Raw genomic sequence first — 17,086 nt, forward strand, 5'->3', positions numbered from 1 at the left:
ACCGCCACACTGCAACTTCATTTCACCAGCGACGCCTCGCCAGCGACAGCTTCCCCTCACCCGATCGCCTTCAGGTACAGGCTCGGGTCGAAATACTTGTCCACGGGCGTGAAGTCCTTGACGTTGGCATTGGCCATGAAGAAGTCGGTCGATTGCTGCAGCCACTTCGCTACGGTGCCGTCGGCGTAGTACTTGATCCAATCGCGCGACGAGAACATTTTTTGCGCCTTGAACTGCTCCATCACGTCGGCGAGCGGCACCTGGCTGTAGTGTTTTTTCTGCAGCGCCTGCATGGCCTCGTCGCTGTTGGCGATGATGTAGTCGTTGGCGTCGGCCCAGCCCTTGATGATCTTGCTCAGGCTCTCCTTGTTGCCGTCGTAATAAGTGTTGCTGGCGACCCAGCCGCCGATGATCGCGGCCTGCGGATAGTACGCCGAGGCGTCGGTGAGCTTGATGGCACCCGGCAACTTGTCGCGCACCGTGATATTGAACGGCACCCACAGCGCCACCGCCGGCACTGCGCCGGAGATGAACGAGGTCACCGCGGACGGCATCGACTGGTTGAGCAGTTCGACTTCCTTCGGATCGATCTTGTTGGCGCGCAGCGCCCGGTCGAGGAAAACGTGGGCGGTGGTGCCGGTGGTGGTGGCGATCCGCTTGCCCTTCAGGTCCGCGAAGGTCTTGACGCCCATGTCGGGGCGCACCCACAGCTGCGCGGTCGCCACCTCGATGTCGTTCATCAGGAAGACTTTGCCTTGTCCGCGCGCCGGGAAGCTCGCGATCGATGCGCCGGTTGCGAGCACGTCGAGGCTGCCGCCGATCAGCGCCTGAAAGATCTCGAGCCCGGTGTTGAACTGCCGTAATTCGAGATCGAGACCCTGCTTCTCGAACGAGCCGCGGTCCATGCCGGTCCAGATCTGGCCATCGACCGCAACGGTGTGAAGATAGCCGACCCGCACCTTGGTCCTGCTTTGCGCGATCGCCGGGGCGGCGAGGCCGCTCAGCGCGAGGCCGGCGGTCGAGGCCAGAAATTGTCTGCGGTCCATGATCGATCCTCCCTGTGATTATTCTGTTTGTTTATTCCGAAAACGACGCCCTCGAGGTCTGCGCCTGCTGCGCACGGTATTCGCTCATCACCAGATCCCGGATATGGCTGCGCAACTCGCCGAATTCGGGGCGTTCCTGCATCGATTCCTCGCGCGGATAGGCGAACGGCACCTCGATGATCTGCTTGATCCGCGCTGGCCGCGCCGTCACCACCACGATCTTGGACGCCATGTAGATCGCCTCCTCGACCGAATGGGTGATCAGCATGACGGTTTTCTGCTCGGAGTGCAGCACCTGCAGCAGCAGGTTCTGCATGTTGGAACGGGTCTGCGCATCGAGCGCGCCGAACGGCTCGTCCATCAACAGGAATTGCGGTTTCACCGCATAGGCGCGCGCGATCGCAAGCCGCTGCCGCATGCCGCCCGACAGATGTTTCGGAAACGCGCCGGCGAAATCGCTTAGCCCCATCATCGACAGATAATGGTCGCAGATCGCATCGCGCTCCACCGCCAATTCCCGATTGGCCTGGAGCCCGAGTCCGAAGGCGATGTTCTCGCGGACGGTGAGCCAGGGGAACACGCCGTATTCCTGAAAGATCACGCCGCGCTCCGGACCTGGTCCCTTCACCGGCTCGCCGTCGAACAGCACATTGCCGGTGGTCGGTTTCATGAACCCGGCCAACATGCTCATCATGGTGGTCTTGCCGCAGCCGGATGGGCCGATCACCGCGACGAAATCGCCATCGTCGATGTCGTAGCTAACGTTGTCGACGACCTGCAATCTGCCCTTCGGCGTGTCGAACGACAACGAGACGTTGTCGAAACGGGCACGATGGGTCTTGAGAGGCATCCGGTCGCTCATGCCGAGGCCCTTTCCTGCCAGACCAGAAGCCGCGCGCTGAATCGACGCAGGATCGTGTCCATGATCAGCGCGATACAGCCGATGCAGATGATGCCGACATAGATCACGTCGAGCAGGAAATAGGTCGAGGCGTTCTGGATCAGCGCGCCCAAGCCGCGCTGCGCCGCGATCAGCTCGGACGCCACTAGCGTCGCCCAGGCGACGCCGAGCGCGACCCGCAGCGCGGTCAGGATGTGCGGCACGGTCAGCGGGATGATGACCTTACGGAAGATTTCCCACTCACTGGCACCGAGCGTCTGCGCCACCCGGATATAGAGCGGCGTGATCTGCGACACCCCTTCGTACATCACAATCACCCCGGCGAAGAACGAGGCGTAGAACAGGATCACCATCTTGGCGATCTCGTCGACGCCGAAATACACGATCACCAGCGGGATCAGCGCGATCGGGGGCAGCGCGCGGAAGAAATTGATCATTGGATTGGCGAGCGTGCGGACGTTGCGATACCAGCCGAGCAGGAATCCGACCGGCACCGCCGCGGAGATTCCGAGAACAACGCCGATCAACACGCGCCGTGTCGAGGCGAAAACGTCCCAGAGCAGCCCTTCGTTCAACAGCAGCTCGACGAACCTCGCGGCAACGCGATGCGGCGCCGGGATCAGTGCCGGATTGACGAAACCACTCCAGCGCACCGCGTACCAGACGGCGACGACCCCGATCCACGGAGTCAATGCGAGCAGAAAGCGTGTGCCCTTGTTGCGGTCCATCCCAGCCCTGCGTCAATCTGTGTTGATCATCCGGCGGCGAGGTCATACTATGAATAGGATGACCATACAAGTGGACCTCGACGGCGGGCCGGTCGAACGGGTCCGAGTTCGGATGATCGCATGACAGCGTCGGCTTTTGTCGTCCGCAGCATCGAGGCGCGGTGCTATCGCTATCCGCTCGAGGCGCCGGTGGTGACCTCGTTCGGCCGTATGATCGATCGCCCTGCCGTGTTCGTGAAGGCGACGGACGAGGACGGTGTGGTCGGTTTCGGCGAGGTGTGGTCGAATTTTCCCTCCACCGGCGCGGAACATCGCACCCGCATCGTCAACGAGATCCTGTCGCCGATGCTCGGCGGCGGCAAGGCGCAACATCCCTCCGAGCTGTGGGCGATGTTGACACAGCGCACCTCAGTGCTGGCGCTGCAATCCGGCGAGCAGGGCCCGTTCGCACAGGCGATCGCCGGGATCGATCTCGCGCTGTGGGATATTTTCGCCCGGCGCAATGAGACCCCCCTGTGGCGGTTGCTCGGCGGCGCGAACGCGACGATCAAGGTCTATGCCAGCGGCCTCAATCCGACCGGCACGCGCCGGCTGGCCGAGGCCGCGCTGGCCCGCGGCCACCGCGCGCTGAAGCTGAAGATCGGCTTCGGCGCGAAGACCGATCGCGCCAATCTCGCGTCGCTGCGCGCGCTGATCGGCGACGGCATGCTCGCCGCCGACGCCAATCAGGCATGGACGCCGCCGCAGGCGTGCGAGATCGCGCCGGATCTGCGCGATCATGGCCTCGCCTGGCTGGAGGAACCGATCCGCGCCGATTGCCCTTGGCCGGAGTGGCAGAAGCTCCGTCGCGTCGCCGGAATGCCGCTCGCCGCCGGTGAAAACTTCGCGAGCCGCGATGCGTTTCAACAGGCCCTGGCCGACGATACGCTCGGCGTGATCCAGCCCGACATCGCGAAATGGGGCGGGCTCTCCGCGTGCAGCCCGATCGCCCGCGACATCCTCGCCGCCGGCAAGCGGTTCTGTCCGCACTATCTCGGCGGCGGCATCGGCCTGCTCGCTTCGGCGCATCTGCTGGCCGGCATCGGCGGCGACGGCCTGCTGGAGGTCGACGCCAACGACAATCCGCTGCGCGAAGAGTTCTCCGGGCCGGTCGCCGCGATCGTCGACGGCCGCGTCTCGCTCGGCGAAGACCCGGGGCTCGGCATGGCGCCGGATCTGGCCTCGATCGAACGCTATCGCACCGCATGAAGGATACGGCCATGAGGGCGCAGGGTTACGACTACATCATCGTCGGCGCCGGCTCCGCGGGCTGCATCGTCGCCAATCGGCTGTCGGCCGATCCGGCCTGCCGCGTGCTGCTGCTCGAGGCCGGCGGGTCGGATCGCAACATCTGGCTGAAGCTGCCGGTCGGCTATTATCGCTCGATCTACGACGACCGCTTCTCGCGCAAGTTCATCACCGAGCCCGGCGAAGGCTCCGGCGGCCGCGCCATCGTCTGGCCGCGCGGCCGGGTGCTCGGCGGGTCGTCGTCGATCAACGGGCTGATCTTCATTCGCGGTCAGGCCGACGGCTTCGACGATTGGGAGCGGCTCGGCGCTACCGGCTGGAACTATCGCGACCTGCTGCCGTATTTCCGGCGCTACGAGCGCTATCGCGGCGGCGACAGTCAGTTTCACGGCGGCTTCGGCGAATTCGAAGTCTCGGATCTGCGCACCGGAAGCGAAGCGGCTGCGGCGTGGGTCCAGGCCGGCGTCGACTACGGCCTGCCGCGCAATCCGGATTTCAACGCCGAGACGACCTACGGCGTCGGCGCGTATCAGCTCGGCATCGGCAAGCGTTGGCGCAGCAGCTCCGCCTCGGCCTTCCTGCATCCGATCCGGCACCGCAAGAACTTGACGGTGATCACCCGCGCGCAGGCAAGCCGGGTGCTGTTCGACGGCACCACCGCGAGCGGCGTCGAATGGATCGAAGACGGCCGGCGCATGCAGGCCCGCGCCGAGCGCGAGGTGATCCTGTCCGCCGGCGCGCTGCAATCGCCGCAATTGCTGCAGCTCTCCGGCATCGGGCCGGCTCCGCTGCTGCGCGGCCTCGGCATCGACGTCGTGGCGGATGCGCCCGAGGTCGGGCAAAATCTGCAGGATCATTATCAGGCACGGATGATCGTCCGACTGAAGCAGAAGCATTCGCTCAACGATCAGGTGCGTAGTCCGGTTGGTCTCGCCCGGATGGGCCTGCAATGGTTGCTTGCGGGCAACGGGCCGCTCACCGCCGGCGCCGGACAGGTCGGCGGCGCAGCCTGCACGCGCTACGCAAAGGCGGGCCGGCCCGACGTGCAGTTCAACGTGATGCCGCTGTCGGTCGACAAGCCGGGCGAACCGCTGCACAGCTACTCGGGCTTCACCGCCTCGGTGTGGCAATGCCACGCCGAATCGCGTGGCCATCTGGCGATCCGCTCGACCGATCCGTTCGATCAGCCCACCATCGTGCCGAATTATTTCGAGCGTGACATCGATCGCAAGACGATCGTCGCCGGCCTCGAAATTCTCCGCGACATCTATCGGCAGAAATCCTTCCGCGAGCGCTGGGATCTGGACGTGGTGCCGGGCGCCGCCATCAATGACGCCGCCGGATTGTGGGAGTTCGCGCGCAGCACCGGCGGCACGGTGTTCCACGCCTGCGGTACCTGCCGGATGGGATCGGACGACGGCGCGGTGGTCGATCCGCGCCTGCGCGTGCGCGGCGTCGAGCGGCTGCGCGTGGTCGATGCCTCGGTGATGCCGCTGATCACCTCGGCCAATACCAATGCCGCGAGTTTGATGATCGGGGAAAAGGGCGCCGCCCTGATCGCGTCATGAGGAAGATCAACGCCAGTCCGGATGCGGATCGTCATGCTCGGGGCATGGACCTGAACATCGACAGCCACGTGCCGAAATACGCGCAGATCGCCGACATCTTCCGGCAGCGGATCGCGCGCCAGATCTGGTCACGCGGGATGCGGCTGCCGGCGAATGAAGCGTTGGCGGAAGAGTTCGGCGTGTCGCGGGTGACGATCCGGCAGGCGGTCGATCTGCTGGCGCGGGACGGCATTCTCGAGGCGCAACAGGGCCGCGGCACCTTCATCACCGGATCGGTGACGCAGGATCGCTGGCTCAAGGTCGAGACCTCGGTCACCGAACTCGCCGAGGTCTATCGCGACACATCTCCGCAGATCATCAACATCAACGAAAGCCTGACGGAAGCTCCGCTGCAGCCCGGCGACGGCAAGGCCGCGGAGCGCTACGTCTTCATGCGCCGGGTGCATTCGCGCGATGGCCAACCCTATTGCGTGATCCTGATCTATCTGGACGAGAAGATCTTCAAGCGCGCCCCGGCGAAATTCCGCAAGCAGACCGTGATCCAGGTGATCACGGAGATGCCCAAGCTCAAGATCGCCACCGCCCGCCAGACCCTGACGATCGGCACCGCCGACATCGAAGTGGCGAAGCTGTTGAAAGTGCCTCTGAACTCGCCGGTCGCCGAGGTCCGCCGGGTGTTCACCACCGCCGATCACGGCGTGATCTATCTCGCGGAAGTCACCTATCGCGGCGATTTCATCCGGATCGACATGGACCTGCGCCCCTGAGCTGATCCGATCAGCGGAAGAACACTTCCTGATTGCGCCGCTCGAGCTCGGTGGCGAAGGTGCGCAGCACATGCGCCTCGCTGACGAGGCCGATCGTCACCCGCTCCTCGGCGTTGTTCACCACCACCAGCACGTCGGCTTCGCTGCGGTCGAACGCGGTCACGAGGTCGCGCACGGTGACGTCCGGGAGCAGGAATTCGTCGCGCTGATGCGCAAGCGTGGCGAGGGTCTCATCCTCGGCATGGGCATGCCCGTGCAGTTCCGGCGCCTCCACGATGCCGCCATAGCTGCCGTCGGTTTCCCTCAGCACGATTTGCTTGATGCGCCCCGGCGGAAACAGCGTCTGCGCCTCGGCGATCGACAGGCCGGCCTGCGCGGTTTCGAAATCGGACCGCATCAGCGTCGCCGCGCTGATCTGCCGGACCCAGCCGACGTCCTGCGGCCCGCGAATGGCTTCGCCGCGCAGATGAAAGCGCCAAGTCGCGAAGCTGTAGCCGAACAATTCGCGCACGATCATCGCACTGATCGACGCGGCGACGACGGCGCCCGCCGTGATCGAGAAATCGCCGGTGAGTTCGAGCGCGAGACAGACCATGCTGAACGGCGCGCCGATCACGCCGGTGCCGAGCGCGACCATGCCGGCGACCGCCGCCGTTCCCGGCTGCAGCGCCAGTTCGGGAAACGGGCCGCTCAGCACCGTGCTGTAGAGCTGGCCGATCATCGACCCGAGCATCAGCGAGGCGAAGAACAGGCCGCCGCGAAAGCCTGCGCCGAGCGAGATCGCCGACGCGGCGGTCTTCAGCAGGATCGTGGTCGCCAGCATCAGCCAGGTCGGATTGCTGATCAGCAGGATCTGCATCGCGCCGTGGCCGGAGCCCAGCACGGTCGGCGTCAGCAGGCCGAGACAGCCGAGCATGGTCGCGCCGACGACCAGGCGCAGCCCGCCGCGCAGCCAGGTGATCCGCTGCATCACGCGCTCCGCGAACGCCACCGCCAGCATCACCACGATGCTGAAGAACGCGCACAGAATGCCGACAGCCATGACCTGGCCGATCATCTCGACCGACACCGGCGAGGGCACGCCCGGCACCATCAGAAACTGCTGATGCGCCAGATGCCGCGTCACCAGCCACGCCGCCACGGCGCTGGCGATCACCGGCACCAGGGCCGCCGACGTATAGGCGCCGAGCACGACCTCGAAGGCGAAGAACGCGCCGGCCAGCGGCGCCGAGAACGCGGCGCTGATCGCGCCGGCGGCGCCGCACGCCACCAGCAGCCGCATGTCGGCGCGGCGTGCCGCGAGCCGCTGTCCGATATGCGAGCTGAACGCCGCGCAGATCTGGGTGTAGCCGGCTTCGAGGCCGACCGATCCGCCGAAGCCGTTGGACAGCAACGTCTGGATCGAGATCAGCAGGCTGCCGCGCATCGACACACGGCCGCCGTACAACGCGTTGGCCTCGATCGCGTCGGCGAGCTGCCCCTTGAAGCGGCCGGCATAGAAGATGCTGATCAGCGCCAGAATGACCGCCCCGACGATCGGCACCAGCAGCGTCCGCTGCCATGAAATCACGCCGCTCGCGCTCAGCTTGTTGTCGAACGGGATGTCGAACAGGACGGCGTGCGCGAGTTCGCTCAGCATCGAGATCGCCGCGACCAGCAATCCCGCCAGCAGCCCGATCACCATCGCCACGATCACCAGACCGATTTCGCGGTTGCGGACGAAGTTGCGCAAGCCCGCCGGGAACAGCCATCGACGGGAAGCCGACGAAGAGGCTGCCGGGGCGACCGGTCTGGCATCCAGCCGCGAGTCGGCGCTCATCGGGCGATCCGGGCTGAACGGCTGTTCACGACGGCGCCAGCACTGATCATCGCGCGGGACGCCCCGCAAAGCGAGGTGCGCCGCAGAGTGGAGAAAGCCCTCGCTGCAAGACTGTATTCATGGCATTCGGCTGCTTGTTCGAGAAGTCCGAGCTTGCGCCAGCGCAGAGCTGTCAGTCAAATCGGGATGATACTCGCACTCGATTTTTGTCCTTTTGGATGTATGGTCCGGGAGGATGTCAAGGAGGAATCGAATGGCGCGCAGAGCGGTGGTCGGCGTGATCGGCAACGCCCATCTCGTCGACAATCGGTTTGCCGTCCAGCACGTCGGTGAACGCAACCTGCGCGCGGTGTCCGAGGTCGCCAATGCGCTGCCGCTGATGTTCGCCGGCTGCTCCGAGATCACCGAGATCGAGGAACTGCTCGAGATCGTCGACGGCATCCTGCTCACCGGCGGCCGCGCCAACGTGCATCCGACGCATTTCAACGCCGAACCGCATCCGCGCCACGAACCTTATGACGAAGCCCGCGACGCGCTGGCGCTGAATCTGGTGCGCACCTGCGTCGATCGTGGCATTCCGCTGCTCGGCATCTGCCGCGGCCTGCAGGAGATGAACGTCGCCTTCGGCGGCTCGCTGCATCCGGAAATCCGCGAATTGCCCGGCCGCATCAACCATCGCATGCCGCGGCTGGAGACCGGGGAAATCCATCCCGACGCCACCGTGGTGTTCGCCGATCGTCACGACGTCCAGCTCAAGCCGGAGGGCGTGTTCGCGAAGCTGCTCGGGCGCGACCTGATCCGTGTCAATTCGCTGCACGGCCAGGGCATCCTGGAGCCCGGCGGACGCATCGTGATCGAAGGGATAGCCGAGGACGGCACGATCGAGGCGATCTGCATCGACGGGGCGCCGGGCTTCGCGCTCGGCGTGCAATGGCACGCGGAATACGATCCGCAGCACAACCCGATCAACCGCGAGATCTTCCTCGCCTTCGGCGAAGCCCTGCGGGCGTATCAGATCAGCCGCCGCCAGCCGACAGGTCTGCGGAAATCCGGGTAGCGATCACTCCCCGGGACGACCGGCGCGACGCCATCAGTGCCACTTGCGGCTCAAAACGAAACGAGCGCCATCGCGGCGCTCGTCCTGCATCGTCGTCGACGGGCCGGACGCCGCGGCGCCGGTCCAGCTCGTACTACTTGCCCTTACCGAGCCTGCGGTTGACGTCGCGCACCGCGCCGTTGGCGGCGCTGGTGGTCAGCATGGCATAGGCCTGCAGCGCGGCCGAGACCTTGCGCTTGCGGTCCTTCGGCTGCCACGCCTTGTCGCCCTTCGCCTCTTCCTCTTCGCCGCGCCGCGCCAGCTCGTCGGCGGGAACATCAAGCGTGATGCCGCGATTGGGAATGTCGATCGAAATCCGGTCGCCGTTGCGCACCAGTCCGATCAGCCCGCCTTCCGCAGCCTCGGGCGAGACGTGACCGATCGACAGGCCCGAGGTGCCGCCGGAGAACCGGCCGTCGGTGATCAGCGCGCAGGCTTTGCCGAGGCCCTTCGACTTCAGATAGCTGGTCGGATACAGCATCTCCTGCATGCCCGGCCCGCCACGCGGCCCTTCGTAGCGGATCACGATGACGTCGCCGGCGACGATCTTGTTGCCGAGGATGGCCGACACCGCATCGTCCTGGCTTTCGAACACTTTCGCCGGCCCCGAGAACGTCAGGATCGAGGCGTCGACGCCGGCGGTCTTCACGATGCAGCCGTCGAGCGCGATGTTGCCGTACAGCACGGCGAGACCGCCATCCTTGCTGAACGCATGCTCGGCGTCGCGGATCACGCCGTTCTGCCGGTCGAGGTCGAGCTCGTCGTAGCGCCGATCCTGGCTGAACGCGACCTGGGTCGGCACGCCGCCCGGCGCGGCCCGATAGAACGTGCGGACCGCTTCGCTGTTGCTCTGCCGGATGTCCCAGCGCGCCAGCGCGGCGCCGAGCGTCTCGGCATGCACGGTCGGGCAGGAATTGTGGATCAGCCCGGCGCGATCGAGTTCGCCGAGGATCGCCATGATGCCGCCGGCGCGATGCACGTCCTCCATGTGAACGTCGGACACCGAAGGCGCGATCTTGCTCAGGCACGGCACCTTGCGCGACAGCCGGTCGATGTCCTTCATCGAGAAGTCGAGTTCGGCCTCGCGCGCCGCGGCGAGCAGATGCAGCACGGTGTTGGTCGAGCCGCCCATCGCGATGTCGAGCGTCATCGCGTTCTCGAACGCCTCGAAGCTCGCGACGTTGCGCGGCAGCACCGAGGCATCGTCGCCCTCGTAGTAACGCCGCGCCAGATCGACGATGGTGTGACCGGCCTCGACGAACAGCCGCCTGCGATCGGCATGGGTGGCGAGCACAGAGCCGTTACCGGGCAGCGCGAGACCCAACGCCTCGGCGAGGCAGTTCATCGAATTGGCGGTGAACATGCCCGAACACGAGCCGCAGGTCGGGCACGCCGAGCGTTCCATCGTCTGCACGTCTTCGTCGCTCATGCTGCTGTCGGCGGCGGCGACCATGGCGTCGATCAGGTCGACGGCGTGGGTCTTGCCTTTCAGAACGACCTTGCCGGCTTCCATCGGCCCGCCGGAGACGAACACCGCGGGGATGTTGAGCCGCATCGCGGCCATCAGCATGCCGGGGGTGATCTTGTCGCAGTTGGAGATGCAGACCATCGCGTCGGCGCAATGCGCGTTGACCATGTATTCGACGCTGTCGGCGATCAGTTCGCGCGACGGCAGGCTGTACAGCATGCCGTCATGGCCCATCGCGATGCCGTCATCGACCGCAATCGTGTTGAACTCCTTGGCGACGCCTCCGGCCGCCTCGATCTCGCGGGCGACGAGCTGGCCGAGATCCTTCAGATGCACGTGCCCCGGCACGAACTGCGTGAACGAGTTGACGACCGCGATGATCGGCTTGCCGAAATCGGAATCCTTCATGCCGGTGGCGCGCCACAGGCCGCGCGCGCCGGCCATGTTGCGGCCGTGAGTGGTCGTTCGGGATCGATATGCAGGCATGACTGTATCCGTGAGAAATGTCCGTCGCCATCGACGGGCGCGCATTGCCGAAAACCGCATTCAGCGCCCGACGCGACAGACCGTTACATCGTCGTCAGCTATGAGCCTTACTTGAGAACTGCCAGTCCCTCAATGGTTGCTGGCGGGTTGCCGCATGCAAGCGCGCGTGTTCGCAGTGCAGCGGAAGCGGTCCGGCTAAGCAAAACCTGACCGAAGGGGGCAATGCCGCCGACGGCCGATGCCTACCCTTCATGCTTGATCGGATGATTTGTAATGTTATAACATTACATAATCGCTTATCCCCATCAGGTGCTTCGCCATGGCTCAATCCCTGCTTCCGGTTACGGTGCTGTCCGGCTTCCTCGGCGCCGGAAAGACCACTTTGCTCAATCGCATGCTGACCAATCGCGAAGGCCGGCGCATCGCCGTCATCGTCAACGACATGAGCGAGGTGAACATCGACGCCGAGTTGGTGCGGCAGGACGGCGGGCTGACGCGATCTGAAGAATCGCTGGTCGAGATGACCAATGGCTGCATCTGCTGCACGCTGCGGGAAGATCTGCTGATCGAGGTGCGCAAGCTCGCCGAAAGCGGCCGATTCGACGCCCTGGTGATCGAGTCCACCGGGATCGCCGAGCCGATGCCGATCGCCACCACCTTCGAGTTCCGCGACGAAGAGGGCGACAGCCTGTCCGACATTGCCCGGCTCGACACCATGGTGACGGTGGTCGACGCCGCGAGCCTGCTCGCGAATTATTCGAGCCAGGAATTCTTGCGCGACCGCGGCCAGGTGACCGGCGAGGAAGACGATCGGACGCTTGTGGACCTGCTGGTCGACCAGATCGAGTTCGCCGACGTGATCGTGCTGAACAAGGTCTCGGCGACCTCCCCCGCCCGCCGCGAGGCCGCGCGGGCGATCGTCCGCTCGTTGAATTCCGATGCGCTGATCATCGAGACGGATTTCGGCGACGTCCCGCTGCAATCGGTGCTGCACACCGGGCTGTTCGATTTCGACAGGGCGCATCAGCATCCGCTGTGGTTCAAGGAACTGAACGGCTTCAAGGATCACGTGCCGGAAACCGTCGAATACGGCATCAGTTCGTTCGTGTATCGCGCAAGGCGACCGTTTCACCCCGCGCGTTTCCAGGGATTCTGCAACAGCGTCTGGCCGGGCGTGATCCGCGCCAAGGGCTTCTTCTGGCTGGCCACCAGGCCGCATCATGTGGGCGAACTGGCGCAGGCCGGCGCGATGGTCCGGACCTCGAAGCGCGGCCTGTGGTGGTCGGCGGTGCCGGAATCGCGATGGCCAGACCATCAATCGTGGCGCGACGCGATGCGGCCCTATTTCGATCCGGTGTGGGGCGATCGTCGGCAGGAAATCGTGTTCATCGGCACCGGCGAGATGGACGAAGCCGCTCTGCGCCGGCAGCTCGACGCCTGTCTGGTCGGAGACCCGACAGAATTCACCCCGGAGGCCTGGCGGGCGCTGCCAGACCCTTTCCCGAATTGGGCGCCCCCGCAGGCGTCATAGCCGCACATCGCGGCGCGCTGCCGCGCGATCATTCGGCGAATGCGACGGCGGGCGCCTTCCTGAGATGGAGATAGCTCGGATCGAACTGGCCGATCTCGGCGAGCCGCGGCCAGTCCAGCATCTCGAGTTCGCCGCCGCGGAATTCGACGGTCCGCGCGGCGCGCAGCTCGGCCAGCGTGCGGTTGACGGTCGCAATCGCCATGCCCAGCGTTTCGCCGAGCTGCGCCAGGCCGATCGGCAGACTCATGATGCCGTCTCGGGTGAGGCGCGACGCCTCGGCGCGGTAGAACAGCTCGCAGAACAGATGCGCCATCCGCGCGGTCATGTCGCGGGCGCTGTTGTTGGTGATCGCCTCGCGGAAAATGGCGGCGTCGATCAGTGTTTCCCGCCAGACGGCAAAACCGACCTGCGGCCGCTGCTCGAAGGTGCGCGTCAGTTGCTTGTGGGGAATCGACGCGACCATTGCAGTGCCGATGGCGCACAGGGCATGATCCATCCGGTCGAGAAACAGCGCCTGCGAATCCGGCATGTCTCCCGCCATGTGAAACGACAGATATTGCCGCCGTCCGCTCGGCAGCAGATGATAGCGGCCGACCAGGCCTTCGACCACGAGCGCCGACACCTTCGGCGTGTCGCCCTGGCGAATGAAGTCCTCGTTCCGGCTGAGTTCGCGGACCGTGAAGCTGAGCGACTGAACTGCAATCATATCATCGTGGCCGATCCGCGAATGCTCCTTCAGCTTGTCGATCAGGATACGATGGATTCTCTCCACAAGACCTCCTCCGGCATTTTCGCATCAAATGATACTTCGAAGCTTTCCCGACACGACTAAACTCCCAGACCGTAAGCGGGTTTCACCGAGTCGACGGCCCTTCCGACGAAATGTCGGCCGCACCGCCTTCAATTGATTTCGGAAGAACCTCGCAGCGCCGCTTGCGGGCGCAACTCGGGGGGACGAACATTGCCCTATAGGGAATTTCTGGCGCGCATTCGGCGGTGCTTCGACGGTCCGAGCGAGCATCTCGATTTGATCGCAGATGCCCTCGCGAAAGGACGCCTGCAACGACCGATAAAGCCGATGTCGGATCAGGAACTGGCGCACGCCATCCGCGAATTCCGCAACGCGCCCGCGGAGCCGTCCGCGATCGACCGACTGGGCGCCAAACTGTCGATCGACAAGGAGTGAGACCGCCGACCTGACCCAGTCAGCCTCGGGTGTTTTGCGCTTGCCGGCTCAGGGCCGCGACGCTGCGCCCTTCACGGCGACGCTCCCCGGCGGAATCCGATCATCGCGTGGCCGGGTCTTTCCACCCTGGATCAGCGTCAACTGTGGCTTCGGCTGCGCGACTCCGTCGGGCTCGATCTCGTCGATCCCGGCCTGGTTCGGCGTGGTCGGTGCGGCGGCGCCTGCATCGCAATGATCGAGGTCGCGGCGATCCTCCAGCAGATCGAGGACGGCACGACCGGCGGCGGTGAGCTGCCAGCCTCGCGAATCACGAACGACCAGTTTCTGACTGAAGATATCGATCGCCGGCAGCCGAGCTGCGAGCTTCCGCATGCGCAGCGTCCAATCCTGACTGCCGGACAGGATCGCCAAATCCGCATTCAAGGCATCAGGTGCAGCAATGCCGTCGGGATAGCTCGACAGCACCTTCAGGATCGCCACATGCACCGACACAACCAACACTCCGACTCAGGAGCCGAATCTATCCGCCTCTTCAATACAAACACCAGCGACTACGTATTTATCCACAATACGATGCTTAGTCATCCGTCGCAGCGAGCTTACGCATTTACCATCAACGGCGCGCAACGGATCGAAGCATCGAACGGGAACCTGTGCGTGCGCGTCGGCTCGTCGTCACTTCCGCCCACGACCGGGCGGCTTGCGCCGAGCCGCCGATGGAATTGCGTCCCGCCAAAATAGCGATGCGGCGCGCTGCATTGCACAAATCGATGCCAGATTGACTTATCTCCGGGGCGCGACTTCACTTCACAACAGCCAGCCAGAAGAGCCGGCGGATGCCCCGGGGAGAGGACAAGATGAGCTTTGCTTATTTCGACTGGATCACCCATCACGCCGAAGCTCGTCCCGACCGAATTGCGTTGATCGACCTCACCACGCAGCGCACATTGACCTATCGCGTGCTCGACGAGCGGGTCGATCGCCTGGCTGCGCATCTCGCGACACTCGGCGTCGGCCGTGGCGACCGCGTTGCGGTGCTGGCCGCCAACACCACCGACACGCTGGAGGTGCAATTCGCCTGCTTCCGGCTCGGTGCGATCTTCGTGCCGCTGAATGTGCGGCTGACGGTGCACGAACTCGCCTTCATCGTCGGCGACGCCGCGCCGCGTGTGCTGGCGCACGACACTGATTTCGCCGCGATGGCCGGCGAGCTTCAAAGCCAATGCGCAATCGCCCATCTGCTGCAGTTCGGCGAACCCTATGAGGCCGCGCTCGCCGCCTCCCCGCGCCTCGACCGGGCCGAAGCGGTGACGCTCGATGACGTCTCCACCATCATGTACACTTCGGGGACGACCGGCAAACCGAAGGGCGCCATGATCACGCATGGCATGACCTTCATCAACGCGGTCAATCTCGGCATCCCGGCCTTCATCTCGCAGCGCACCGTATTTCTCTGCGTGATGCCGCTGTTCCACACCGGCGGGCTGAATTGCTACACCAACCCGGTGCTGCATGCCGGCGGCACGGTGATCCTGATGCGCGCCTTCGATCCCGGCGAGACGCTGAAGATCATCGGCGACGCGAGCATCGGGCTGACGCATTTCTTCGGCGTGCCGTCGATCTATCAGTTCATGTGCCAACACCCTGCGTTCGCCGACACCGATTTGTCGCGCCTGCAGCTTGCCGGCGTCGGCGGCGCGCCGATGCCGGTGCCGCTGCTCAGGATCTGGCAGGACCGCGGCTGCGTTCTGGTGCAGGGCTACGGCATGACCGAAACCAGCCCTGCCGTGCTGATCCTGGATTCCGACGACGCGGCGCGCAAGGCGGGCTCCGCCGGCAAGCCGGTGCTGCACGCGGACCTGAAAATCGTCGGCCCCGACGGCGAACCGGTTCAGCCCGGCGAGATGGGCGAGCTCTGGGTGAAGGGCCCGAACATCACGCCCGGCTACTGGAACCGGCCGGAAGCCAACCGCACCTCATTCACCGATGGCTGGCTGCACACCGGCGACGCCGCGCGCGTCGACGACGAAGGCTTCTACTACATCGTCGACCGCACCAAGGACATGTACATCTCCGGCGGCGAGAACGTCTATCCGGCCGAAGTCGAGGACGTGCTGTATCAACTGCCCGAGATCGCCGAGGCCGCCGTGATCGGCGCGCCCGATCCGCAATGGGGCGAGACCGGCGTCGCCATCGTCGCCGTCAAGAGCGGGCGGGACTTGTCCGAGAGCAAGTTGCACACCCATTGCCGCGAGCGGCTGGCGCGCTTCAAATGTCCGCAGCGGGTGATCTTCGTCGAGGCTTTGCCACGCAACGCCACCGGCAAGGTGCACAAGCCGACGCTGCGCGAGCGATTTCTCTCGCGCGAGACGGCGGACGCTTGAGAGCGCCTATCGCCCGGTGAAACGCGCCGCGCGCTTTTCGACGAAGGCGGCGGCGCCTTCGCGCAGATCGGAGGTGACGAAGGCTCGCCCCTGACGCTCGGCCTCGTCGTCGAGCGTTTCGGCGAGCGACGCACTCCAGGCCCTTTCGACCTGCTGCTTGATCAGGCCGATGCTGATCGGCGGCCCGCTGGCGAGCTGCTGCGCGATCGCCATCGCCTCGGTCATCAATTCGGAATCCTCGACGACCTGATAGATCAGACCCCACTCCGCGGCCTGCTCGGCGCCGAGCGGCCGGCCGAGCAGCGCCAGCGCCCGCGCCCGCGCCACGCCGATCGAGCGCTGCAGGAACAGCGAGGTGCCCGCATCGAGCGCGGCGCCGAGCTTGACGAAGCTGAGCACGAACTTCGCCGACCGCGCCGCGAGCACGATGTCACCGGCGAGCGCCAGACCGACACCAGCGCCGGCCGCCGGGCCATTGACGGCGACGACGATCGGCTTGTCGGCGTTGCGCATCGCCTCGAGCAACGGACTGAGTTCGGCACGCATCCACGGCGCGACGTTGGCACCCGCGTCGAACGTCTCGCCGCCGAGCTGCGCGCCGGCGCAGAAGCCTCTGCCCGCTCCGGTGAGCACGATCGCGCGCACCGAAGCATCGGCCAGCGCTGCACTCAGCGCAGCGTGCAGTTCACCGAGCAGGCCGCGACGCATCGCGTTGTACTGCTCGGGATTATTCAGCGTCAGCACGGCGACCGCGCCGCGCTGCTCCGACAATACCCACGCCATGATCGTCCCCCTCGCCTACTGCCTTGCCTGTGTGAG

At 65.3% G+C, this 17,086-nt stretch carries 14 protein-coding genes; 6 read left to right on the forward strand and 8 right to left on the reverse strand.

Translation table 11 applies throughout. The annotated features are described in order from the left end of the window. Positions 1-56 precede the first annotated feature (56 nt). Genes SR870_RS13575 through SR870_RS13585 form a run of 3 tightly spaced genes read right to left on the reverse strand, consistent with a single transcriptional unit; the run spans position 57 to position 2,675 of the window. The gene (locus SR870_RS13575) at positions 57-1,046 is read right to left on the reverse strand and encodes an ABC transporter substrate-binding protein (protein WP_322514083.1); all 990 of its coding nucleotides are present in this window, start codon (positions 1,044-1,046) and stop codon (positions 57-59) included. 31 nt (positions 1,047-1,077) lie between these two features. Next, complete coding sequence (locus SR870_RS13580) at positions 1,078-1,908, reverse strand: ABC transporter ATP-binding protein (RefSeq protein ID WP_322514084.1); 831 nt, start codon at positions 1,906-1,908, stop codon at positions 1,078-1,080. Next, positions 1,905-2,675, reverse strand: a complete 771-nt coding sequence (locus SR870_RS13585; protein WP_322514085.1) for an ABC transporter permease — start codon at positions 2,673-2,675, stop codon at positions 1,905-1,907. The genes SR870_RS13580 and SR870_RS13585 overlap by 4 nt, the downstream gene beginning before the upstream one ends. Positions 2,676-2,795: 120 nt before the next feature. Here SR870_RS13585 and SR870_RS13590 point away from each other — a divergent pair, with 120 nt between their 5' ends. Genes SR870_RS13590 through SR870_RS13600 form a run of 3 tightly spaced genes read left to right on the forward strand, consistent with a single transcriptional unit; the run spans position 2,796 to position 6,297 of the window. Next, positions 2,796-3,923 carry a mandelate racemase/muconate lactonizing enzyme family protein gene (locus SR870_RS13590; protein WP_322514086.1) on the forward strand — a complete coding sequence of 376 codons (1,128 nt, stop codon included), beginning with the start codon at positions 2,796-2,798 and terminating at the stop codon, positions 3,921-3,923. A gap of 11 nt (positions 3,924-3,934) precedes the next feature. Next, positions 3,935-5,530, forward strand: a complete 1,596-nt coding sequence (locus tag SR870_RS13595; RefSeq protein WP_322514087.1) for a GMC family oxidoreductase — start codon at positions 3,935-3,937, stop codon at positions 5,528-5,530. Between the two features lie 44 nt (positions 5,531-5,574). Then, on the forward strand, positions 5,575-6,297 hold the full coding sequence (locus tag SR870_RS13600; RefSeq protein WP_322514088.1) for a GntR family transcriptional regulator: 723 nt from the start codon (positions 5,575-5,577) through the stop codon (positions 6,295-6,297). A gap of 10 nt (positions 6,298-6,307) precedes the next feature. Here SR870_RS13600 and SR870_RS13605 read toward each other — a convergent pair whose 3' ends face one another. Continuing rightward, entirely contained in the window at positions 6,308-8,116 is a 1,809-nt protein-coding gene (locus SR870_RS13605; protein WP_322514089.1) for a chloride channel protein, read from the reverse strand. Positions 8,117-8,369: 253 nt separating this feature from the next. On the opposite strand from SR870_RS13605, the gene SR870_RS13610 reads away from it, so the two are divergent. Next, positions 8,370-9,173, forward strand: coding sequence for a gamma-glutamyl-gamma-aminobutyrate hydrolase family protein (locus SR870_RS13610; RefSeq protein WP_322514090.1), 804 nt, complete (start codon positions 8,370-8,372; stop codon positions 9,171-9,173). Positions 9,174-9,306: 133 nt separating this feature from the next. Here the strand turns inward: SR870_RS13610 and ilvD are convergent, their stop codons facing one another. Continuing rightward, the gene (ilvD, locus tag SR870_RS13615; RefSeq protein ID WP_322514091.1) at positions 9,307-11,166 is read right to left on the reverse strand and encodes a dihydroxy-acid dehydratase; all 1,860 of its coding nucleotides are present in this window, start codon (positions 11,164-11,166) and stop codon (positions 9,307-9,309) included. Positions 11,167-11,485: 319 nt separating this feature from the next. Between ilvD and SR870_RS13620 the strand changes: the two genes are divergently transcribed. Continuing rightward, complete coding sequence (locus tag SR870_RS13620) at positions 11,486-12,697, forward strand: GTP-binding protein (protein WP_322514092.1); 1,212 nt, start codon at positions 11,486-11,488, stop codon at positions 12,695-12,697. A gap of 28 nt (positions 12,698-12,725) precedes the next feature. On the opposite strand, the gene SR870_RS13625 is transcribed toward SR870_RS13620, so the two are convergent. Together SR870_RS13625 and SR870_RS13630 are read right to left on the reverse strand one after the other, a co-directional pair. Further along, entirely contained in the window at positions 12,726-13,469 is a 744-nt protein-coding gene (locus tag SR870_RS13625) for a Crp/Fnr family transcriptional regulator (RefSeq protein ID WP_322514093.1), read from the reverse strand. A gap of 462 nt (positions 13,470-13,931) precedes the next feature. Continuing rightward, on the reverse strand, positions 13,932-14,348 hold the full coding sequence (locus SR870_RS13630; RefSeq protein ID WP_322514094.1) for a hypothetical protein: 417 nt from the start codon (positions 14,346-14,348) through the stop codon (positions 13,932-13,934). 392 nt (positions 14,349-14,740) lie between these two features. On the opposite strand from SR870_RS13630, the gene SR870_RS13635 reads away from it, so the two are divergent. Next, positions 14,741-16,267: a long-chain fatty acid--CoA ligase gene (locus tag SR870_RS13635; protein WP_322514095.1), complete on the forward strand. Its 1,527-nt coding sequence runs from the start codon at positions 14,741-14,743 to the stop codon at positions 16,265-16,267. 6 nt (positions 16,268-16,273) lie between these two features. Here SR870_RS13635 and SR870_RS13640 read toward each other — a convergent pair whose 3' ends face one another. Continuing rightward, the gene (locus tag SR870_RS13640) at positions 16,274-17,050 is read right to left on the reverse strand and encodes an enoyl-CoA hydratase-related protein (RefSeq protein WP_322514096.1); all 777 of its coding nucleotides are present in this window, start codon (positions 17,048-17,050) and stop codon (positions 16,274-16,276) included. Positions 17,051-17,086: the final 36 nt, after the last annotated feature.

Origin of the sequence: Rhodopseudomonas palustris, from assembly GCF_034479375.1 — a bacterium.
In the GTDB taxonomy this organism is placed as follows: domain Bacteria; phylum Pseudomonadota; class Alphaproteobacteria; order Rhizobiales; family Xanthobacteraceae; genus Rhodopseudomonas; species Rhodopseudomonas palustris_M.

Bases quoted from the DNA above. Each gene is read 5' to 3' on its own strand.
- SR870_RS13575 (WP_322514083.1), bottom strand. From the start codon at position 1,046: ATGGACCGCAGACAATTTCTGGCCTCGACCGCCGGCCTCGCGCTGAGC.
- SR870_RS13580 (WP_322514084.1), bottom strand. From the start codon at position 1,908: ATGAGCGACCGGATGCCTCTCAAGACCCATCGTGCCCGTTTCGACAAC.
- SR870_RS13585 (WP_322514085.1), bottom strand. From the start codon at position 2,675: ATGGACCGCAACAAGGGCACACGCTTTCTGCTCGCATTGACTCCGTGG.
- SR870_RS13590 (WP_322514086.1), top strand. From the start codon at position 2,796: ATGACAGCGTCGGCTTTTGTCGTCCGCAGCATCGAGGCGCGGTGCTAT.
- SR870_RS13595 (WP_322514087.1), top strand. From the start codon at position 3,935: ATGAGGGCGCAGGGTTACGACTACATCATCGTCGGCGCCGGCTCCGCG.
- SR870_RS13600 (WP_322514088.1), top strand. From the start codon at position 5,575: ATGGACCTGAACATCGACAGCCACGTGCCGAAATACGCGCAGATCGCC.
- SR870_RS13605 (WP_322514089.1), bottom strand. From the start codon at position 8,116: ATGAGCGCCGACTCGCGGCTGGATGCCAGACCGGTCGCCCCGGCAGCC.
- SR870_RS13610 (WP_322514090.1), top strand. From the start codon at position 8,370: ATGGCGCGCAGAGCGGTGGTCGGCGTGATCGGCAACGCCCATCTCGTC.
- ilvD (WP_322514091.1), bottom strand. From the start codon at position 11,166: ATGCCTGCATATCGATCCCGAACGACCACTCACGGCCGCAACATGGCC.
- SR870_RS13620 (WP_322514092.1), top strand. From the start codon at position 11,486: ATGGCTCAATCCCTGCTTCCGGTTACGGTGCTGTCCGGCTTCCTCGGC.
- SR870_RS13635 (WP_322514095.1), top strand. From the start codon at position 14,741: ATGAGCTTTGCTTATTTCGACTGGATCACCCATCACGCCGAAGCTCGT.
- SR870_RS13640 (WP_322514096.1), bottom strand. From the start codon at position 17,050: ATGGCGTGGGTATTGTCGGAGCAGCGCGGCGCGGTCGCCGTGCTGACG.